We start from the raw sequence: 20,207 nt of genomic DNA, 5'->3' as shown, positions 1-20,207 counted from the left end.
GGGCCGGACGAGGTCTCCGGCGGCCCGGCAGAGCTGCGCTGACCGAAAGGCGCCTCTCACCTTGAGAGCCACATGCGTCCGAGCGCTCCGTCCCGGCGGACGAAATGGTGATAGAGCGCGGCCGCGACGTGGAGGCCGAGGAGACCGAGCATGAGACTGGCGCCCAATCCGTGCGGGATGCGCGGGGGATAGCGCCAGAAGTCCGGTAGGACGGTCACATCGGTGGTGAGGATCGCAATGGCGCCGCTGACGCCGACCATGCCGACGCCGCTGGCGATCATGCCGAGCACCACGACATAGAGCAGCCCGTGCACGGCAGCGGCCAGGAAGGCCTGCAGTCGCGTGGAGCCGGGTGGCGGAGACGGTTTGTCGTCCCACAACAGCCACCAGCCGATCCGGAACGCCGTCAAACTCAGGACGAGAACGGCGGCCATAAAATGGATCCGCAGCACCATGGCCTTGGCGGCGGCGTCGTGCAGTCCGGCAGCCCGGAAGCCGGAAAACAACAGGGCCACGATCAGACCGGCGGCGAGCCAATGGACCGTGACCGCGACGATCCCGTACCGATCGGGTGAGCTCTTCAGCGACATGGGTCAAGTCCTTCCGTCTTCTCGGAGCGGGCCATGGTCGGCGGTTGTTAGGTGGCCGATGCTTTTCGACGGAAGCGGCCGGTCCGCTTGAAGCCGTCCCGAATGTTGAGGCCGATCAGGGTCAGGTTGAGCGCGCCGGCGATGAGTTCCACCGCCTGGACGATGCCGAACGTCAGATCGAACAGGCCCGCGCTCGCGCGCAGATGCAGGATGACGGCGCAGGGGAGGAGCACGATCAGGCCGTTGAGAGCGATCAGCGGCATCCGGCACCGCTTCCTCGCGACCACCGGGCTCGGCGACGTGCCGCCCAGCCTGAAACCCGTGCTGCCGGTGATGGCCATGCAGGGGATCAGCAGCAGCAATCCCCAGAGGATGTCGCGCTTGACGACGGCGATCCAGGCTTCGACGCCGCCGAGCTCGGCGGCGACCGAGGACGTCCAGAAGGCGAGGATGGTGAAAAAGGCGATGATCCCGGCGACCGGGTGCAGCATCTTGATCATTCCTCACTCCTGTCCATGTCTCGCTCCTCGATCTGCACGCGCAGCGTGGCGAGAGCCTCGGTGGTTTCGGCGATCCGTCGCGCTTCGAGCGATGCCAGCATCGCCTCGGCGACTGGCCGCCAGAGCGCGCTGGCCCGGTTGAATGCGTCTTCGCCGGCCGGTGTCATCAAGACCAGTTTGGCGCGCTTATGGGCCGGGTTCGGCGCGAAGCCGACCAGCCCGGCGTCGGCAAGCTCGTCGACGACCCGCTGCACCGACTGGCGCGCCAGACCCATGTTGTCGGCGAGCCGGGCGACCGAGAACGTGCCTCGGCCATGCGCGATCGAGCCCAGCACCTGCCAGCGGGCGCTGGTCAGACCCAGGGGCCGGACCAGCGCGTCGCCGAACCGGATCAGGGCGCCGTTGAGGCGGAAAACCTCCAGCACGAGCGCGTTCGCGGGATGATCGAAAGGGGCGCTGTCGTTTGTCATGACAGCATACTGCCAAATTGGCAGTATGCTGTCCAACACTTAAGGTGGGCATCTTGTCGATGGGCGTACCGCCCGTCCCCCCCCCGCGCATCTCGGCCACCCAGCCATGCCCGCCATCGTCCTCCCGCGACATCGCAACGTCACGATCGCGCTCCAAAGGTCGCCGCTCGGCGCCCTGGGGACGGGCGCATCGCGATTCGAGAAGGGGCGGCAGATGGCGGAGCAATCGGCGACGGTGATCGAAGGGGCGCGGGTGATTTTCGCGGATCGCGTCGCGACCGCATCGGTTCGCTTCGAGGATGGCGTGATCACCGCAATTGACGGCGCCCGCGACGGGGCGACCGTGATCGACGGTCGCGGCTTCCTGCTCGCGCCGGCGCTAATCGACGTCCATGGCGACGCCTTCGAGCGCCAGGTCATGCCGCGCCCCGGCGTCGGCCTGCCGATCGCGCCGGCGCTGCTCGAGACCGATCGCCAGCTCGCCGCCAACGGCATCGCCACCACCTATCACGCACTGACGCTGAGCTGGGAGCCGGGCCTGCGCTCGGTCGCCAACGGGCGCGCCATCGTCGAGGGTCTGCGTGACCTCGCGCCCCGCCTGACGGTCGAGAACCGGGTGCAGCTGCGCTGGGAGACCTTCTGCTTCGAGGCGATCGAGCTGATCGAGGCGGCGCTCGCCGGCCCGCTCGCACCCTCGATCGCCTTCAACGATCACACGTCCATGGCGCTGCTCGACCCGGCCGTGCCGATGCAGGACCGGCCGTTCGATCAGGATCCCAACTTCCCCGTGGTCGACATCGACAGCCCGGCCTTCGAGGGCAAGATGGAGGAACGCGCCAAGCGTTCGCACATGACGAAGCAGGACTTCGTCCGGCTGATCCGCAACATCTGGGACCGCCGTCCCGAGGTGCCCGCGGCGATCGCCAAGGTCGCGAGCGCCGGCCGCGCGCGCGGCGTGCCGATGTTCTCGCACGACGACAGCCGAACCGAGACGCGCGACTATTATCGCGGCCTCGGCGCGCGTGTCAGCGAGTTCCCGATGAACCTGACCGTCGCGCGTGCGGCGCGCGAGGCCGGCGACATTCTGGTGTTCGGCGCGCCGAACGCCGCGCGCGGCGGCAGCCACCTCGGCTCGCCCGGCGCGGCCGACATGATCCGCGCCGGCCTCTGTGACGTGCTCGCCTCCGACTATTACTATCCGGCCATGCTGCTCGCCATGGCGCGGCTGAAGGCCGATGATGTCGCGCCGTTGGAACAGCTCTGGCCGCTGGTCTCCGGCAATGCCGCCCGCGCCTCCGGGCTCGACGATCGCGGCGTGATCGCCGAGGGCAAGCGCGCCGACCTCGTTCTGGTCGACTGGCCCGAGGCCGGCGCGCCGGCGATCCGGCGCACCTTCGTCGCCGGCCGCGAAGCCTATCGCGCGATCCCGGCCGGCTGAGAAAGTCCGCTCGGCCGACGCGATCCGACCGGCGCAATCGACCCCTCGCCAGAAGCGGCGGCGCGCCGCCCTTGCGTTGCAGCGCAGCACGGTTAGATCCGGTTCGGCGGCCCGGATGAGGGCCCGGCCAACGGCGCGCCTGCCGCGCACGCGGGGCGGACCACCAGCGCGCAGGCCTGCCTTGGCGGAGAACCGGATGGCCGAACGTCCCGACGGTCTGCACGGCACGAGCTGGACGGCTCGGCTGAGAAACAGCTTCATCACCGGCGTGGTCGTCGCCGGTCCGCTGGCGATCACGGTCTATCTGGCGAAGTCGTTCCTCGAGTGGGTCGACGCGACCGTCAAGCCGATGGTGCCGGCCGCCTGGAACCCGGACAGCTATTTGCCCTTCGCCCTGCCGGGCTTCGGCCTGGTCGTGGCGCTCCTCGGCTTCACCATGCTCGGTGCGCTGATGGCGAGCCTGCTCGGCCGCACCATGCTGTCCTACGGCGAACAGCTCGTCGACCGCATGCCCTTCGTGCGACCGGTCTACAAGACGTTGAAGCAGGTTTTCGAGACCTTCGTCGCCAACAAGGAACAGAGCTTTCGGCAGGTCGGCCTGATCGAATGGCCGCGGCCGGGGATCTGGTCGATCGTCTTCGTCGCCGGCCCGGTCCGCGGCGAGATCGCGCGCCGGATCGGCGAGGCCCGCGCGGCGCGGCTCGCCGAGGCGGAGCGGCTCATGAGTGCGCAGGCAACCGAGCCGGACAATGTGCCGGAGGACGTCGGCACGGCCTCCGGTGCGCTGGGGGCCGATGGATCCACGGCCGAGGACGACGTGCTGGCGGTGTTCATCCCGACCACACCCAATCCGACCGGCGGCTATCTGATGTTCCTGCCAGCTGCGGACGTCACGATTCTCGGCATGTCCGTTGAAGATGCCGCCAAGTTCGTCATCTCCGGCGGCATCGTCGCGCCGGAGGGGCGGGGAGCGTCCGAGGCGGTCGCCGCGCCGAGCGCGCCGCCCGAGCACGGGTCAGCGTCCTGAGCGGCGGAACCGAACTCCCGGAGCAATACGCGCGGACACACCATGCCAAACGAAACGGGGCGCCCGAAGGCGCCCCGTTGAGGTCGGGATCCGTGTCGCCGCGGCTCAGACGCGGTCTTCGACCGCGATATAGTCGCGGCGGGTGGCGCCGGTGTAGAGCTGACGCGGACGGCCGATCTTCTGCGACGGGTCCTCGATCATCTCCTTCCACTGCGCGATCCAGCCGACCGTACGGGCCAGCGCGAACAGCACGGTGAACATCGAGGTCGGGAAGCCCATCGCCTTCAGCGTGATGCCCGAGTAGAAATCGATGTTCGGATAGAGCTTCTTCTCGATGAAGTACTCGTCGTGCAGCGCGATCCGCTCGAGTTCGATCGCCACGTCGAGCAGCGGATCGTCCTTGATGCCGAGGGTGGTCAGAACCTCGTGGCAGGTCTTCTGCATGATCTTGGCGCGCGGGTCGTAGTTCTTGTAGACCCGGTGGCCGAAGCCCATCAGACGGAACGGATCGTTCTTGTCCTTGGCCTTGGCGATGTACTCGGGGATCCGCTCGACCGAGCCGATCTCCTGAAGCATCGCCAGCGCCGCCTCGTTGGCGCCGCCGTGCGCCGGGCCCCAGAGGCAGGCGATGCCGGCCGCGATGCAGGCGAACGGGTTGGCACCCGACGAACCGGCGAGACGAACCGTCGAGGTCGACGCGTTCTGCTCGTGGTCGGCGTGCAGGATGAAGATCCGGTCGAGCGCGCGCGACAGGACCGGGTCGACCTTGTACTCCTCGCACGGGATCGAGAAGCACATTTGCAGGAAGTTGGCGGTATAGTCGAGGCTGTTCTTCGGATAGACGAAGGGCTGGCCGACCGAATACTTGTACGCCATGGCGGCGATGGTCGGCATCTTCGCGATCATGCGGATCGAGGCGACCATCCGCTGGAACGGATCGGCGATGTCCAGGCTGTCATGGTAGAAGGCCGACAGCGCGCCGACCGTGCCGACCATGACCGCCATCGGATGCGCGTCGCGGCGGAAACCGGAGAAGAACCGGTTCATCTGCTCGTGCACCATGGTGTGACGGGTCACACGCGAGGCGAAATCCTCGTACTGCGCCGCGGTCGGCAGCTCGCCGTAGAGCAGCAGATAACAGGTCTCGAGGAAGTTGCCGTTTTCGGCCAGTTGCTCGATCGGGTAGCCGCGGTAGAGCAGAACGCCTTCGTCGCCGTCGATATAGGTGATCTTCGACTCGCACGAGGCGGTAGAGGTGAATCCCGGGTCGTAGGTGAACATCTTGGAGCCGGCATACAGCTTCGAGATGTCGATGACTTCCGGGCCGATCGTGCCCGGCTTGATCGGCATGGACCAGGACTGATTGCCGATCGTCAACGTCGCGGACTTGTCGCTCATGAACTACCCCCGAGCTCGGAAGGAGGGTGTGGGGCGGCGAACCCGTACGGTTCGGGCGGGCATGCGGGCGGGGGACGTCCGCGGGGTGCCCGTCGTCGCGCTGAGGGTGCCTGGACCGGCTGCGTAGCCCATCCAGGACCACCTAACAAGCACTGCCAAGGTCTGAGTGCAGTGCGAAAGGCTCGTCCCCGACACGCTATTTCCTGTGCAGTGCAAAATCAATTCAAAAGCGCTCTCGCGCCAAGGCGTTGCGGAAGTTCGGCCGCGGCGGCGGAAATTGCCCGTTCGCACGGCGCAAAGCCCGAAAATTGCACGACAAAGTGATGCGCCGCCTACCGCAGCGCAAAGCGGGCGCGGGACGTCAGCCTCCGGCGGGGCTCGGACAGAAGCTGTCGACCGGCGGTCGGGATTCGCATAACGGGGCGGCGAGGCGGGGAGGGCGGGGCCCTCAACCCGCGGCGCGCTTGGTCCGGCCCGGCTGGCGTTCGTGCGAGGTGCCGGTCTCGACCGCGATCACCTTGCGGCCGTCGAAGGACAGCGCCAGCTCGCCGCGCTTCAGCCGGAGCGCCTGCTCGCCGAACAGCTCGCGCCGCCAGCCCTTGAGCACCGCGACGTCGGCCTCGTCGTCGGCGGCGATCGCCTCGAGCTCGTCGACCGTCGCGATGACCTTGGCGGCGACGCCGTGGCGCTCCGAGATCAGCTTCAGGAGCACCTTCATCAGGTCGACCGCCGCGCCGGCACCCTCGGGCACCACGCGGCCCTTCGGCACCTGCGGCAGCTCCGACTTCGGCAGCGCCAGCGCCCGCTTCACGCAGGCGATGATCTCCTCGCCGGCCCGGCTGCGCTCGAAACCCTTCGACAGGCTGCGCAGATTGGCGAGCGCGGCCGCGTCGGTCGGCTGGTCGCCGGCGATCTCGTAGATCGTCTCGTCCTTGATGACGCGCGAGCGCGGCACGTCGCGGGCCCGCGCCTCGCGCTCTCGCCAAGCGGCAAGCTCTTTGAGAACAGCGAGTTCGATGGGTTTCTTCACCCGCATCTTGAGCCGTTCCCAAGCATTCTCCGGCTTGAGGTCGTAGGTATCGATCGAGGTCAGCACCTCCATCTCCTCCGACACCCAATCGGCGCGGCCCTGCTCGGCGAGGCTCTGTGCGAGATAATGATAGACGTCGCGCAGGTGCGTGACGTCGGAGAGTGCGTAGTTGAGCTGCTTGTCGCTGAGCGGCCGCCGGCTCCAGTCGGTGAAGCGCGACGACTTGTCGATGTGGTGTCCGTTGATGCGGTAGACGAGCTGATCATACGAGATCGAATCGCCGAAGCCGCAGACCATGGCCGCGACCTGCGTGTCGAACACCGGGTGGGGCACGAAGCCGCCCATGTTGAACACGATCTCGATGTCCTGGCGGCCGGCGTGGAAGACCTTGAGGACCTTCTCGTTCTTCATCAGATCGAGAAGGGGCGCCATGTCGAGCCCTTCGGCGAGCGCGTCGATCACCACGGCCGTGTCCGGCCCTGCGAGCTGGACGACGCAGAGCTTCGGCCAATAGGTCGTCTCGCGGAGGAATTCGGTGTCGACGGCCACATAATCGTGGGCGGCGAGGCGTTCACAGGCGGCGGCGAGGTCTTGAGTCTTGGTGATCATGCGCATGAATGCGGTCTATAGCGCGAGTCTCGGCCGCTGTCGCCGGTCGGGCCTCTGTTCTGCCGCAAATCTGCCCGGCGGCGTTGCGGATTCGCAGCGCCTCGAGCTCGGCCGCCGACGTTCCGGAGCCCAGCCGGCGCCGTTCTTGACAAGCTGCGCCCTGCATGCGTTTGTCCGCGCGATTTCGCCGGGGCGCGGTGCGCTTCCCCGGCCGCCCCGCATTCCGCGCTGCGCCGCCCTTGCCGCGACCGCGCGCCTCTCGAGGATCATGCCTCCATGCATCGCTACCGTAGCCATACCTGTGGTCAGCTCTCGGCGAAGAACGTCGGCGAGACCGTCCGGCTGTCGGGCTGGGTGCATCGCGTGCGCGATCACGGCGGCGTGCTGTTCGTCGACCTACGCGACCACTACGGCATCACTCAGGTCGTGGTCGATCCGGACAGCCCGGCGTTCAAGACCGCCGAGGCGGTTCGCTCGGAGTGGGTCATCCGCCTCGACGGCAACGTCAAGGCGCGCACGCCGGAGACCGTGAACCCGAACCTCTCGACCGGCGAGATCGAGATCTACGCCCGCGAGATCGAGGTTCTGGCGGCCGCCAAGGACCTGCCGCTGCCGGTGTTCGGCGAGCCCGACTATCCGGAAGACGTGCGCCTGCGCTACCGCTTCCTCGACCTGCGCCGCGAGACGCTGCACGCGAACATCGTCAAGCGCACCAAGATCATCTCGGCGATGCGCCGCGGCATGGACGCGGCCGGCTTCGCCGAGTATTCGACGCCGATCCTGACCGCTTCGAGCCCCGAGGGTGCGCGCGACTTCCTGGTGCCGAGCCGCATCCATCCGGGCAAGTTCTTCGCGCTGCCGCAGGCGCCGCAGCAGTACAAGCAGCTGCTGATGGTCGCCGGCTTCGACCGCTATTTCCAGATCGCGCCGTGCTTCCGCGACGAGGATCCGCGCGCCGACCGTCTGCCGGGCGAGTTCTACCAGCTCGACCTCGAAATGAGCTTCGTCACCCAGGAGGACGTCTGGGAGACGATGACGCCGGTGATCACCAGCGTTTTTGAACAGTTCGCCGAGGGCAAGCCGGTCACCAAGGACTGGCCGCGCATCCCCTACGATGTCGCGATCCGCAAGTACGGCTCCGACAAGCCGGATCTGCGCAACCCGATCGAGATGCAGGCCGTGACCGAGCATTTCGCCGGCTCGGGCTTCAAGGTGTTCGCGCGCATGATCGAGAGCGACCCGAAGGTCGAGGTGTGGGCGATCCCCGCCAAGACCGGCGGTTCCCGCGCCTTCTGCGACCGCATGAACGGCTGGGCGCAGTCGGTCGGCCAGCCGGGTCTCGGCTACATCTTCTGGCGCACGGAGAACGGCGCGCTCGAAGGCGCCGGCCCGCTCGCCAAGAACATCGGCCCGGAGCGCACCGAGGCGATCCGCACCCAGCTGGGCTTGGCCGAAGGCGACGCGGTGTTCTTCGTCGCCGGCGATCCGTCGAAGTTCTACAAGTTCGCCGGCGAAGCGCGCAATCGCGTCGGCTTCGACCTCAACCTCGTCGACACCGAGCGCTACGAGCTTTGCTGGATCGTCGACTTCCCGTTCTATGAGTGGGACGAGGAGGAGAAGAAGGTCGAGTTCGCGCACAACCCGTTCTCGATGCCGCAGGGCGGCATGGAGGCGCTGACCTCGCAGGATCCGCTGACCATCAAGGCCTACCAGTACGACGCCGTCTGCAACGGCTTCGAGATCGCCTCGGGCTCGATCCGCAACCAGTTGCCGGACATCATGGTCAAGGCCTTCGAGATCGCCGGCCTGACCAAGGCCGACGTCGAGGAGCGCTTCGGCGGCATGTACCGCGCGTTCCAGTACGGCGCCCCGCCGCACGGCGGCTGCGCCTTCGGCATCGACCGCATCGTGATGCTCTTGTGCGGCGCGGAGAACCTGCGCGAGATCACGCTGTTCCCGATGAACCAGCGCGCCGAGGACCTCCTCATGGGCGCCCCCTCGGCGGCGACCACCAAGCAGCTCCGCGAACTGCACATCCGGTTGAACCTGCCGCAGCAGGGGTGAGGGCGGATCGCCCGCCGCGAATGGCTTGAGAGATGCGAGAAGGCCGGGGCATGCCCCGGCCTTTTTTGTTCAGTGGCCGAGCTGCCACAGCGTCATGCGGTGCCGCTGCCCTCACTCCATCCCCATGCCGGCCGGCATCTTGCCCCAATGGGCCGAGCCGTCGCGCATGGCGAAGTAGCTGCCGCAGCCATATTTCCAGTCGCGCGGCGTGCCGATGTCGACGTGAATCATTTCCGGGTGGCAGTAGGTGCCGACGCCGCCGACGTTCGGGATCGAGCGGGCGAAGGTCGCCAGCGCCTTGGCGTCGACGCCGGGCACCACGATGTCCGCGGCCGCGCATTGGCGGTGCAGCGAGCCGGGCCGGCCGCGGCTGCGCTGGCCGGAGGTGATGATCACCTTCTTGTGGTAGTGGCTCTCCATCTTGCGCAGGATGTCGATCAGCTCCGGACGGAGGCAGGCGGTCTCGACGCTGGCGGTCTGGGGAATGAACGGCACGCCGAACGGCGTGTTGAGGATGACCTTGTCGCGGTCCGACGGCGTCGGCGCGGTCGGATCCGCGCCGAGATAGGCGAGGATCGTGTTGCCCTGTTTGCCCTGCTGCGCGTCGAGCGGCCGACCCTTCGACGGGTCGGGCAGCGCCACGCCCGGCGGCGGGCCGCCGATGGCGCCGGGCCGGGAGGGCGGCGGCGGCAGGCGCGCGAGGTCGATCGGGCCGCCCGGCGGCGGCAGGCTCGGTTTGAGCCGCGGCATCGGCAGGCCGTGATCGGCGAATTGCGGCCGCGGCTGCGGCGGGCTCGGTAGCGGGATCGCCACCTCTTCGTCTTCCTCTGCCACCGACGGCGTCTCGACGGCACGCGCGCGCTGGCCGCGATCCGGCAGATAGGCGTCGGGATCGACCAGCCGCGAGATCGCGGCGGCGGCATCCTGCGTCGGCTCGAAGGAGGCGAAGGCGAACAGCGGCATCGCGATCGTGCCGGGTTCGTCGGGCATGTTGGTGGTGATGGTGAAGGCGGCGTGCTCGGCGTCCGGGCCGTTCGCGACCGGGATGGCCGAGACGCGCGCGAAGGTGACGGCGAGCCGGTCCGCCTTTGAGGCGACGTCGACCGTCGTTGCGATGGCTGCGTCGGAGGCACGTTCGGCCGTGTCGCGCGCCGTGGCTTCACGGCCGTTGTGGGCCTCGACCAGGGCCATGGCATAGGCCTTGTTCGGGTCGGCGGGCGCGCTCGACCACGGGCCAACGGTGATGAGGACGACGGCACCTGCGCTGATGAGCGCCACTGCGGCGCTCAAGCGACGGTAATCGATCATCCGCTGCCTCCCGATCCGGCCGGTGCCTCATGGCATCTCGACCGAAGACCTCCGAAGAACCATCGGCGCGCAGCTGATCCCGAGGCGCTTGGTGCCCCGGTCCGACCGCGTTACCGCGGCTGGCGCTTGCGCCGAAGTCGATCGCCTCCCGGCAGTCGAAATGCAGCCCGCACACATGATCCGCACCCGGCGGAATCCGAGGAGCCACCCCGACTTTTGGCGCACGACACTAGGATATCGTAGCCGCCCCGTAAATAGCCGCGCTCGCGCCATAGGCAAACCTACCGAGCCTTGCACGAGCCGGTGCTCGCGCGCGCCGGCTGCCGAACGGGGCAGGAGCGGATCGCACGAACGGCGACCGTCCGGGTAAGTCGAGATCGCGGCGGAGATGAGGCAAAGGCGGGAGCCGGTCCGGGGCGCGGCAACGTTCCGTCATCGACCGGAAACGAAAACGGCGCGCCGGAGGGCCGGTGCGCCGTGCTCGAAAGGGTACCGGGACCGGCGACGGTCCCGGAAGCATCACTTGTTGGCGACGACGTCGACGGCCAACACGTTCGGCAGCGTCTGCGGGGCGACCAGCACCGTGCCGACGAGCTGGGCGACCGGGATCGCGGCCGGCGGCTTGGCGGTCACGGTCAGCGACTTCGGCGCCGAGAGGAACGCGCCGATCGCGTCGGCCACCTTCTTCTCGAAGTCCTTGTTGTTGAGCTGGGCGAGCAGCATCGGCGCCATGGTCGAGAGCTGCTTGACGAGATCGGCCTTCTTGACGCCCTGGTCCTTGGCCTGCTTGTCGAGCAGCCGATCGACGATCGAGGCATTGTCGAAGCGGATCGACACGTCCTGGACCTGCAGGCTCTGCAGGAGCTCGACCTGCTTGTTGCTGTCGCCCTCGGCGGCCTTCAGCTGGGCGACGAACTCCGGCGTCACACCGCCGAGGTTGAACGACAGACGCAGCGCGCCGATGTCCTTGCCGGAGATCGCGACCGGCTCGACGGCGAGCTTGCCGTCCTTGTCCATCCAGTTCGAGCCGATCGACACGTCGAGGTTGAGCTCCTCGTAGCCGAGGGCGATCAGGTCCTTGACGTCCTTGTCGTCCTTGTCGAGCGGCACGACCAGGCCCTTGATGTCGATCAGGGTCTTGTGCGGGATGCCGTCCACGTAGCTGGCGGCGGTCACCACCATGCTGTCGAGCGTGACGGTCTTGTCGTCGGTGCCGGCTTCGAGCGTCGCGATCTCGAGACGGTCGAACTTGCCGTTCGGCTTCTTCGCCTTGATGTCGTCCGCCGACGGGCCGACGAGGCCTTCGACGACGAGCTTGTCGATCGAGGCGCTGCCGTCCTTGGCCTCGACGCCGATCTCGCCGAATTCGACGCGGTCGGCCGAGTAGCCGCCGGTCGGGGTCGGCTTGGCGTTGGTGTAGGTGGTCGTGGCGACGGTGATCGTCGTCTCGTCCTTGCCGTCCTTGATCACGAAGGTCTGGTCGGCGACCGTGAACTTGGCGTCGTCGCCGGTCACCGCGCCGTGGCTGACGGTGGCGACACCGCCAGCCTTGGCGGCGGCTTCGATATTGGCGATCACCGCGTCACGGGCGGACTGCGCCTGCGCGCTGCCGACCATGATCACGGTCAGCAGCGACGCCGAGGCGAGGGTCGTTCGGAAGAACCTGGAAGTCATCGAAATCGTCCTTCGTTCGGGCCGACCGGGCACCGGTCGGCGTGAAACCTGTCTTGCCCGCACGGAGCCGCGAGGATCCGGCGCGTGTTCCTGGAGGGGCGATCCGGCCGGGGTCCCGGTCCGGTCGCCAGTGATCCCAAAGGGATCGCAGTCCGCTCGACCACCGTCACCGTTCGGCTTCGGCGTCGAGTTTCAGAAGGCCTGGGATCTGCTGCGGCGCGGTCACGCCGATGCCGACGAGTTGCGTCGCGGGCACCGGCGCGGCGATCTTCGCGGTGACGCGGATCGCCTTCGGTACCTTGAGAAACGTCGTCACAGCCTCCTGGAAACGACGCCTCTGTGCAACGTCCGGCAGGACCTCGAGTTGCTGCACCAAGCGGCCGATCAGCTCGGCGCGATAGGCCTCGAGCGACTTGCCCTTGTCCTCGGCGACCATCCGCAGCATGCGGTCGATCAGCGAGCCGTTCGTCGCCGTGACCGAGAAGCTCTTCACGGTCGCCGTCGCCAGCGCGACCTGCGCCTGATCCGGCCGCTCGAACACGACGCGCGGAATGCCGCCAAAGCTCGCCTGTGCGGTCACAACGCCCGCATCGGCGACCGAGGCCGCGACGGTCTCGATCTTGAGATCCTGGCTCTTCTCGTCCCACGCCATCGCGATGTCGCCGGACATGTCGAGCCGCTCGTAGCCGAGCCGCTTGAACAGCTGGCGCTCCTCCGCGGTGTCGGCAAAGCCGGCCGGGATGATCAGATGGCGCAGCGCGACCGTCGCGACCGTCGGCATCGCCTTGATGAAGCGGCCGAGATCGATCGCGAAGGCACCGAGCTGCAGCCGCCCCTTGTCGGGTACGTCGACCACCAGCCCGTCGATGCCGAAATGGCCGATGGTGGGGACGAGCGACATCGGATCGATCTCGACGCCCGGGCTCTTGGAGGCCTCGAGCGCGCGCAGCACGTCGGCGTAGTCCGGGAAGCCGACCTTGGCGATCGCGAACCGGCCGAGCTGGAACGCGCCGCCCTTGGCCTGGAAGGCGAGCCCGTCGATCGAGATCTCGCCAATGCCCTCCGAGGAGACCTGCGAGACGAGCACGCGGCCGATCGCGCCGCTGTCGAGGTCGGGCGCCGCAATGGTGAAGCCTTCGAGCGCGTAGGAGCCGATCGAGATCGACCGCATCATGTCCAGGCTGAACCGCGCGGATTCGGCTTCGGGCACTGCCTTCGGATCGTGAACGAGCTTGTCGAGCACCGCGCCGGGGGCGCGGTCGAACTGGCGCATGCGCACGTCGGCGCCGGCGATCCGAGCCAGCGCGACCTTGACCGGACCGGCATTGATGCTGATGCCGTTCATCGCGACCGAGCCCTGCACGGTCCTCCAGATGCCGTCACCTTTGCCGCCGACATAGGCCGTGTCGTCGAAGATGCGCGCGTAGGCACCGAAATCGTAGCCGGTGAGCTCGATCGTGCCGATCCGGACATCGACCGGACCGTCCTTGCTCGGGCCGCTGATGCTGGCCGCGCCGGAGGACAGCCGCGCGAGCCGACCCTCGGCGAGGTCGGCGACCGCGACGCCGTCATAGGTGATGTCGAGCGGGCCGTCGTCGATCACCACATGCGCGGCGAAGCGACCGATGGTGAAGCCGCCGATCCGCGTGGTCGCGAGGCGACGGAACAGGTCCGACATTGAGCGGAACGGCTGTTTCTCGTCGTAGCGATAGTCGGCGAAGCCGGGCAGGACGATGTCGCGCCCCTCGATGGCGGCGAGCGAGAAGGTCACGGTCTTGTCGTCCGAGCCGCCCTCGACGCCGCCGATCGCGAGCGCCTTGGCGGCCAGGCCGCCGTTCGGACCGGCGGACAGGCCGACGAACACCGCCGACGGCACCCTGATCGCGCCGTCCGGTTTGCCGTCCTTGCCAGGCGGGATGATCTTGAGATCCTTGATCTCGAGCCGATCGTCGCCGGCCGTGTAGACCATCGCGCCCGTCTCGACCTTGGCACCGGAGGCGCGGATCTGGTCCAGCCAGCCACCGACCAGCGTTTCGGCCTCCGACGCCGCCAGCGCGACCGGTACCGTCGCGCCGAGCGCGACCGTCAGGACACAGGCGGCGAGCGTGGTTCGGCGGATCGTGCTGCGTGGTTGGCGAGCCAGCATGGTCGTCTCGTGCCCCGGTCGTTGAAATCTCAGCGCGTGCGGCTCGCATCGGACGGATCGCCCGGACCCGTGTCAAGAAGCGAGTGGTCTCGATGCCCGAAGCGGACCATCCGATCCTCTTCGATGTCCGGTGATGCCGGCCGGATAAGCCGCGTCGACCATAAGGTCAAAGCGCTTCTTGTTTCGACCGTGTGTCCTCCCGGACGCAAGTGCAAAATCGCAATGCCTGAGGCAGCCCGCCCCACGACGTGCATCGGTATGGTTAACGAACCATTAACCTGTGCGGCATATTCGGGACTTGGTGGAGCAGGTCTCGAGAGGACGGGATTCGGTGTCGGTTCGGCGGTGGATCATACCCCTGGCGGGAGTGACCGTGCTGGCGTTCGTCCTGGTGACGCTGAACGCCATGCTCGACCGGACCGCGCTGGATCGGGCCCGTGCCGATCTCGATGCTGTCTCCGGTGTGTTGCTCGAGCAGGCCGACCGCCATCTGTCGAGCGCCGCGAGCCTCGTCGACGACCTGTCGCAGTCCTTCGACGACGGCGCCACGCTCTGCGCGCCCGCCCAACGCGAGGCGATGCTGTCGCGGACGCTGGTTCTGAACGGCGTCAAGTCGACGGCGATCGTCGGTCCGGTCGGGCAGGTGGTCTGCGATCCACTGGGCATCTCGCGTCGCGTCGAGGTGCGGTCGTCCGTGCTCGACGCCGGCGAGACCGACATTCAGATAGCGGCGGTGCGGTTCGTCGATCCGCCCTATTCGGCGGTGCGGGTCATGCGTCGCACGCCGCCGGATACGCTCGCCTTCGCCGCCTTCGTGTCGTCCTCGCGGTTCGCGGCCGGCTATCTGCCGCCGCATCTGGCGAAGGCGGGCTTGGTACGGATCCAGCTCTCGGACGGCACGATGCTCGTGCAGATCCGCGAAGGTCACGTCGCCCGCGAGACCGACGAGGATCTCGTGGCCCTGTCCGACAGCGTCCGCTGGGTGCGCGACGCGCGCAAGTCGGAGCGCTTTCCGCTCGAGGTGACGCTGGCCGTGCCGCTGGCGGAATATCTCCACGATGTCGAGGAGCTCCGCAGCATCGTGAACATCGCGGCCGCGGCGGTCGGCTTCGTCATGATCGGCCTGATCTTCCACCTGACCACGCAGCCGCCGTCCCCCGCCAGCGAGATCGAACGCGGCATCCGCAACGGCGAGTTCGTGCCGTTCTACCAGCCGGTCATCGACATCCAGAACGGCCGCCTCGCCGGATGCGAGGTGCTGATCCGCTGGCGCAAGCCCGACGGCACGATCGTCTCGCCCGGCGCCTTCATCGGGCTTGCCGAAGCGACGGGCCTCGCGATCCCGATGACGCGCGCGCTGATGGAGAAGACCCGCGACGAGCTCGCAGCCGCCTACGAGAAACGGCCGCAGCTCAAGGTCAGCATCAACCTCTTCGACGACCACTTCGACAATCTCGGCATTGTCAAGGACGTCCAGACCATCTTCGACGGCGCTGGCGTGCGCTACGACCAGCTCGTGTTCGAGATCACCGAGCGCCAGCCGCTGCCCAACATCGACAAGGCCAAGGTCATCATCCGCCGGCTGCGCGACCTCGGCGCGCGGGTCGCGCTCGACGACGCCGGCACGGGCCACGGCGGGCTCGCCTACCTGCAGCAGCTCGGCATGGACGTCATCAAGATCGACAAGCTGTTCATCGATCAGATCGACGCCGAGACCACCAGTGCCCCGATCGTCGACGCGCTGATCGACATCGGCCGCCGCATGGGCATGCTGGTCATCGCAGAGGGCGTCGAGACCTTCGATCAGGTGCACTATCTGCGCCAGCGCGGCGTCGAACAGGCGCAGGGCTACGTCTTCGCGCCGGCGCTGAGCACGAAGTCGTACCTCGACCTGCTCGAGCGCATGGACCCGATCGATCGCGCCACGACCGCGGGTTCCGGCGGGGCGTCGTCCGGCGATCCGGCCGGGGAGGGCGCGGCGCGGCCTTGGCCGACCGCCGCTGGCGCCATCGGCCGCGATCGCGCGCGCGCCGCCTGATCATCCGGGGCGCGACCGCCGCACGCCTGTTTCCACAGCTTGAACTCTGCCGGCCGATTGTCTCGGCCCGGATGCGGCGCAGCGCCGTGCCGATCGGGCCTTTCGTCGCCTTCGGTCATATTTGTTGATCGGGCGTTTACCGAATTCATCCAAGGTCGGACCAGGTTTTGTCCGGATCCGATCGGTGCCGAAGAAGACAGTCAACTTCGTGCTGGCCATTCTGGCCGTCGTAACCATCGCGCTCGCGCCGCTGGTCGTCGGCAAGATGATTCTGCGCGCCTATGGCATGCGGTTCGGCAATGAGGAAATGCGCTCCAACGCCGATCGCTATCTGGTTCGCGCCGAACGCATTCTCGCCGAGGCCGTGAGCGCGCTGCGCGATGTCGACCGGCGCAATGGCGGCTCCTGCGCCACCAACGATCTGGTCCTGCTCGGCGAGACGACCGCCCGCTCGCAGTTTCTGCGCCGCCTCGGCGTGGTCGATCGCCAGGGCTATGCGATGTGCCTCTACCCGGCGCCCGCGGCCCGGCGTGGCGCCGTGCTGCCGCCGGTCGCCGAAGGTGATCGGCAGGTCACGCTGACGCTGCTCGATCCCGAAAGGGTCACGGACGCCGCGCCGGGGACCCTGATGGTGGCGTGGCGGTCGGCCAACGGCGCCCGGCTGGTGGCCGAGGTCGCCGCCGCCGCGCTCGATCTCGATCCCGGCCCCGAGTATCTGCGCGTCGTGCGCCATGTCGTCGTGACCATCGACGGTTCGAAGACCTGGGTCGCCATCGGCCAGTCGCCTTCGGGCGGGGGCGACGGCGAGATGATTCGCGCGGTCGCCCGATCCGCGACTTTCCCGGTCGAGGTGATGGTCGAGGTTCCGGCCGCCGCGGTGCTGGAACTGGTCACACCGCTCGAGATCACACTCTCGGTCGCCACCATGGCCGCCGGCGTGGTGCTCGGCGGCATCGTGTTCTGGATGTTCTTCCGCCCGGTCGCCGAAGTCGACGACGAATTCCTGACCGCGCTCCAGCGCGAGGAGTTCAAGCCGTTCTACCAGCCGGTCATGAATATCGACACGGGCCGCATCGAAGGCTGCGAGGTGCTGGTGCGCTGGGTGAAGCCCGACGGCAAGGTCGTCTCGCCCGGCGCATTCATGACCTATGCCGAGACCTCCGGCCACGTGTTCGAGATGACCCGGCAGCTCATGCGCAAGACGCGCGAGGAGCTCGGGCCGCTGTTCGGCGATCACCCGGAGCTGAAGATCTCGATCAACCTGTTCGCCGGCCATTTCGACGACCGCCGCATCCTCGAGGACATCGTCTCGATCTTCGAGGGTGGCCGGATCTCCTACGATCAGCTGGTCTTCGAGGTCACCGAGCGCTACCCGCTGCGCGACATCGACAAGGCGCGCAAGATCATCGCCGAGATGCACGTGCTCGGCTGCCGTGTCGCGCTCGACGACACCGGCACCGGCCATGGCGGCCTCGCCTACCTGCAGCAGCTCGGCATCGACATCGTGAAGATCGACAAGATGTTCATCGACGCGATGGGCACCGACCTCGGCGCCTCGACCATCGTCGACGTGCTGGTCGAACTGGCCAATTCGCTCGGCATGGGCATCGTCGCCGAGGGCGTCGAGCGGGAGGACCAGCTCCAGCGTCTGCGCGAAAAGGGCGTCACCGCCGCGCAGGGCTACATCTTCGCCCCGCCGCTGCCGGGCAAGATGTTCATCGAACTCGCGAGCGCGCTGCTCGGCGAGGGCGAGGGCACGCCGGCCGCCGAAGCCGGCGGTCCCGAGGACCGGCAGGCGGCCTGATCACGGTCCGGCCCCGAGACCCGCGGAGATCGCTCCGGTTCCGTCGCCGACCGCCCCCGAACGGCTGCCCCCTAGCGCCGCCCCCTTAGACGCCCCGGCGATCCTTCACGCCTCGCTTCGCGGCCTCTTGCCCGCGATCGGATCGTCTCGTATAAGAGACGAATGTCAAACATAGTTGAAGATCCCGGCCCTGCCATCGCCCGTCGCATCCGGCTCGAGCGGGAGGCCCGCAACTGGTCGCTCGCCGATCTGGCCGAGCGGTCCGGCGTTTCGAAGGCCACGATCAGCAAGATCGAACGCGACGAGATGAGCCCGACCGCGACCATCCTGCTCAGGCTGGCGAGCGCGTTCGAGCTGACGCTGGCGGGTCTCCTGCTGCGCGTCGAGGGCGGGGACGACCGCCTGTCGCGCGCCGCCGACCAGCCGCTCTGGCGCGACCCGGAAACCGGCTATGTGCGCCGGCAGATCTACAGCCGGCCCGGCAATCCGGTCGAACTGGTCGAGGTCGAGATGCCGGCCGGCGGCCGGGTCGCGATCCCGGCCTCGTCCTATGCCCGGATCCGGCAGGTGGTCTGGGTCCGCGCCGGCACCCTGACCGTGGTCGAGGGGCCGGAGACCACCCGCGTCGGCACCGGCGATTGCCTCGGCTTCGGGCCGCCCTCGGACGTTGTCTTCGCCAACGAGACCGACGCACCCTGCCTCTATGTCGTGGCACTCGCCCGCAACTGACCGAACCGGTCCGCCGGAGACATCATCATGACCGCTGCCGAGATCACCCGTTCCGCCGTCGAGATCCGCGCGCTGCGCTCCGATCCCGCCATCCTCGAAGCCCTGAGCGACCTTCTGATCGAAGTCGTCGCACACGGCGGCTCGGTCAGCTTCATGCATCCGCTCGAGCGCGATGACGCCCGACGCTTCTGGACCGGCTCGCTCGCCGCCGCCGATCGGGGCGAGCGCGTCGTGTTCGGAGCCTTCGAGCGCGGGCAGCTCGTCGGGACGCTGACGCTGCTCCTCGACTGCCCGCCGAACCAGCCGCACCGCGCCGAGTTCGCCAAGATGATGACGCGCGTCGCGGCGCGCGGCCGCGGCGTCGCCTCGGCCCTGATCGAGGCGGCGGAAGCGGCGGCGGTCGCGGCCGGTCGAACGCTGATCGTGCTCGACACCGCGAGCGACGGCGGCGCCGCCGCGCTCTACGAGCGCTTCGGCTTCCGCCTCGCCGGCGAGATCCCCGACTATGCGCTGAAGCCGCATGGCGGGCTGACCGGCACGCTCCTCTACTGGAAGCGGATCGGCGCCGCCGCCTGACGCCGCTCTTGCGACGGACGCGGACGAAACCGATTCCCGCCCGGCCTCGTAAGTGGCACTGTGTGACGAAGGACGACAGCCAAGGAGGCGGCTCCCATGTCCGACAGGCCCGACGATCGATCTGCCAACGCCTGGTCCCGGTTCGCCAGCTTCGTGCGGTCGCCGCAGACGCGCCGGGCTGGCCTGGGTGCAGCACTCTGCGCGATCGCGGCACCGTTCCTGCCCCGGAACGAGGCCCGCGCGGCCGGCACGCCCGGTGAAGCCTGGCGCTTCGCCTTCGAGACTGTCGATGGCGCGCCGATGCCGCTCACCCAATGGCGCGGCAAGGTGCTGCTCGTCGTCAACACCGCATCGCACTGCGGCTTCACCTACCAGTACAAGGGCTTGCAGGCGGTCTACGACCGGTTCAAGGGCCGCGGCCTCGTGGTCGTCGGCGTGCCCTCGAACGATTTCGGCGGCCAGGAGCCGGGCTCCAACGAGGAGATCAAGGGCTTCTGCGGTGGCACCTACGGCGTGACCTTTCCGCTCGCGGCGAAATCTGTGGTGCGCGGGCCCGAAGCGCATCCGTTCTATCGCTGGGCCGCCGAGACGCTCGGCCCGGATCGGGTGCCGCGCTGGAACTTCCACAAGTACCTCGTCGGCCGCGACGGCCGTCTGCGCGGCGGCTACGGCGGTCTGGTCGAGCCGGAGAACCCGACGCTGATCGCCGCCATCGAGGCCGCACTCGCGGAACGCGCCCAGAGCTGATCTCGCATCGCTTCGGCGGCTCGGCCAGTTGCCGAGCGCCGCCAACTCGGTCATTGTCC

16 protein-coding genes are annotated in these 20,207 nt (G+C 68.2%); 8 read left to right on the top strand and 8 right to left on the bottom strand.

All coding sequences use genetic code 11. The features are described from left to right. Positions 1-56: 56 nt before the first annotated feature. The 3 genes from ABS361_08090 to ABS361_08080 are packed head-to-tail and all read right to left on the bottom strand — an operon-like array spanning position 57 to position 1,560. A complete protein-coding gene (locus ABS361_08090) occupies positions 57-590 on the bottom strand; it encodes a cytochrome b/b6 domain-containing protein (protein ID XBY46177.1) in 534 nt (177 codons plus the stop codon). 47 nt (positions 591-637) lie between these two features. Then, complete coding sequence (locus tag ABS361_08085) at positions 638-1,090, bottom strand: hypothetical protein (GenBank protein ID XBY46176.1); 453 nt, start codon at positions 1,088-1,090, stop codon at positions 638-640. Continuing rightward, a complete protein-coding gene (locus tag ABS361_08080) occupies positions 1,087-1,560 on the bottom strand; it encodes a MarR family winged helix-turn-helix transcriptional regulator (GenBank protein ID XBY46175.1) in 474 nt (157 codons plus the stop codon). The genes ABS361_08085 and ABS361_08080 overlap by 4 nt, the downstream gene beginning before the upstream one ends. Positions 1,561-1,774: 214 nt before the next feature. Between ABS361_08080 and ABS361_08075 the strand changes: the two genes are divergently transcribed. Further along, on the top strand, positions 1,775-2,998 hold the full coding sequence (locus ABS361_08075; GenBank protein XBY46174.1) for an alpha-D-ribose 1-methylphosphonate 5-triphosphate diphosphatase: 1,224 nt from the start codon (positions 1,775-1,777) through the stop codon (positions 2,996-2,998). 196 nt (positions 2,999-3,194) lie between these two features. Further along, a complete protein-coding gene (locus ABS361_08070) occupies positions 3,195-4,025 on the top strand; it encodes a DUF502 domain-containing protein (GenBank protein ID XBY46173.1) in 831 nt (276 codons plus the stop codon). A 105-nt stretch (positions 4,026-4,130) separates the two neighbouring features. On the opposite strand, the gene gltA is transcribed toward ABS361_08070, so the two are convergent. Both gltA and rnd read right to left on the bottom strand, forming a co-directional pair. After that, entirely contained in the window at positions 4,131-5,423 is a 1,293-nt protein-coding gene (gene gltA, locus ABS361_08065; protein XBY46172.1) for a citrate synthase, read from the bottom strand. 448 nt (positions 5,424-5,871) lie between these two features. Next, positions 5,872-7,062, bottom strand: coding sequence for a ribonuclease D (rnd, locus tag ABS361_08060; GenBank protein ID XBY46849.1), 1,191 nt, complete (start codon positions 7,060-7,062; stop codon positions 5,872-5,874). Positions 7,063-7,338: 276 nt separating this feature from the next. Between rnd and aspS the strand changes: the two genes are divergently transcribed. Further along, positions 7,339-9,126, top strand: a complete 1,788-nt coding sequence (aspS, locus tag ABS361_08055; GenBank protein ID XBY46171.1) for an aspartate--tRNA ligase — start codon at positions 7,339-7,341, stop codon at positions 9,124-9,126. A gap of 111 nt (positions 9,127-9,237) precedes the next feature. On the opposite strand, the gene ABS361_08050 is transcribed toward aspS, so the two are convergent. The 3 genes from ABS361_08050 to ABS361_08040 form a co-directional block, all read right to left on the bottom strand. Next, on the bottom strand, positions 9,238-10,434 hold the full coding sequence (locus ABS361_08050) for a D-Ala-D-Ala carboxypeptidase family metallohydrolase (protein ID XBY46170.1): 1,197 nt from the start codon (positions 10,432-10,434) through the stop codon (positions 9,238-9,240). Between the two features lie 519 nt (positions 10,435-10,953). After that, positions 10,954-12,108: a hypothetical protein gene (locus ABS361_08045; protein XBY46169.1), complete on the bottom strand. Its 1,155-nt coding sequence runs from the start codon at positions 12,106-12,108 to the stop codon at positions 10,954-10,956. A 166-nt stretch (positions 12,109-12,274) separates the two neighbouring features. After that, a complete protein-coding gene (locus ABS361_08040; GenBank protein ID XBY46168.1) occupies positions 12,275-14,254 on the bottom strand; it encodes a hypothetical protein in 1,980 nt (659 codons plus the stop codon). Between the two features lie 373 nt (positions 14,255-14,627). On the opposite strand from ABS361_08040, the gene ABS361_08035 reads away from it, so the two are divergent. The 5 genes from ABS361_08035 (at position 14,628) to ABS361_08015 (ending at position 20,148) form a co-directional block, all read left to right on the top strand. Beyond that, positions 14,628-16,292, top strand: a complete 1,665-nt coding sequence (locus ABS361_08035; GenBank protein ID XBY46167.1) for an EAL domain-containing protein — start codon at positions 14,628-14,630, stop codon at positions 16,290-16,292. A gap of 184 nt (positions 16,293-16,476) precedes the next feature. After that, positions 16,477-18,096 (top strand): EAL domain-containing protein, encoded by a 1,620-nt coding sequence (locus ABS361_08030; GenBank protein XBY46166.1) that lies wholly within the window; start codon positions 16,477-16,479, stop codon positions 18,094-18,096. A 162-nt stretch (positions 18,097-18,258) separates the two neighbouring features. After that, positions 18,259-18,825, top strand: coding sequence for an XRE family transcriptional regulator (locus tag ABS361_08025; protein XBY46165.1), 567 nt, complete (start codon positions 18,259-18,261; stop codon positions 18,823-18,825). 27 nt (positions 18,826-18,852) lie between these two features. Next, positions 18,853-19,401: a GNAT family N-acetyltransferase gene (locus ABS361_08020; GenBank protein ID XBY46164.1), complete on the top strand. Its 549-nt coding sequence runs from the start codon at positions 18,853-18,855 to the stop codon at positions 19,399-19,401. 96 nt (positions 19,402-19,497) lie between these two features. Next, positions 19,498-20,148, top strand: coding sequence for a glutathione peroxidase (locus ABS361_08015; protein XBY46163.1), 651 nt, complete (start codon positions 19,498-19,500; stop codon positions 20,146-20,148). The last annotated feature ends 59 nt before the right edge of the window (positions 20,149-20,207 follow it).

This window comes from Ancalomicrobiaceae bacterium S20, assembly GCA_040269895.1.
In the GTDB taxonomy this organism is placed as follows: Bacteria; Pseudomonadota; Alphaproteobacteria; order Rhizobiales; family Ancalomicrobiaceae; genus Methyloraptor; species Methyloraptor flagellatus.
This window is presented reverse-complemented; position numbering and strand designations above follow the sequence as displayed.

What these genes read in the sequence shown, in the direction of transcription:
- gltA (XBY46172.1), bottom strand. Translation starts at nt 5,423, where the DNA reads ATGAGCGACAAGTCCGCGACGTTGACGATCGGCAATCAGTCCTGGTCC.
- ABS361_08090 (XBY46177.1), bottom strand. Translation starts at nt 590, where the DNA reads ATGTCGCTGAAGAGCTCACCCGATCGGTACGGGATCGTCGCGGTCACG.
- ABS361_08045 (XBY46169.1), bottom strand. Translation starts at nt 12,108, where the DNA reads ATGACTTCCAGGTTCTTCCGAACGACCCTCGCCTCGGCGTCGCTGCTG.
- ABS361_08085 (XBY46176.1), bottom strand. Translation starts at nt 1,090, where the DNA reads ATGATCAAGATGCTGCACCCGGTCGCCGGGATCATCGCCTTTTTCACC.
- ABS361_08050 (XBY46170.1), bottom strand. Translation starts at nt 10,434, where the DNA reads ATGATCGATTACCGTCGCTTGAGCGCCGCAGTGGCGCTCATCAGCGCA.
- ABS361_08080 (XBY46175.1), bottom strand. Translation starts at nt 1,560, where the DNA reads ATGACAAACGACAGCGCCCCTTTCGATCATCCCGCGAACGCGCTCGTG.
- ABS361_08070 (XBY46173.1), top strand. Translation starts at nt 3,195, where the DNA reads ATGGCCGAACGTCCCGACGGTCTGCACGGCACGAGCTGGACGGCTCGG.
- ABS361_08015 (XBY46163.1), top strand. Translation starts at nt 19,498, where the DNA reads ATGTCCGACAGGCCCGACGATCGATCTGCCAACGCCTGGTCCCGGTTC.
- rnd (XBY46849.1), bottom strand. Translation starts at nt 7,062, where the DNA reads ATGATCACCAAGACTCAAGACCTCGCCGCCGCCTGTGAACGCCTCGCC.
- ABS361_08040 (XBY46168.1), bottom strand. Translation starts at nt 14,254, where the DNA reads ATGCTGGCTCGCCAACCACGCAGCACGATCCGCCGAACCACGCTCGCC.
- aspS (XBY46171.1), top strand. Translation starts at nt 7,339, where the DNA reads ATGCATCGCTACCGTAGCCATACCTGTGGTCAGCTCTCGGCGAAGAAC.
- ABS361_08075 (XBY46174.1), top strand. Translation starts at nt 1,775, where the DNA reads ATGGCGGAGCAATCGGCGACGGTGATCGAAGGGGCGCGGGTGATTTTC.
- ABS361_08020 (XBY46164.1), top strand. Translation starts at nt 18,853, where the DNA reads ATGACCGCTGCCGAGATCACCCGTTCCGCCGTCGAGATCCGCGCGCTG.
- ABS361_08025 (XBY46165.1), top strand. Translation starts at nt 18,259, where the DNA reads ATGTCAAACATAGTTGAAGATCCCGGCCCTGCCATCGCCCGTCGCATC.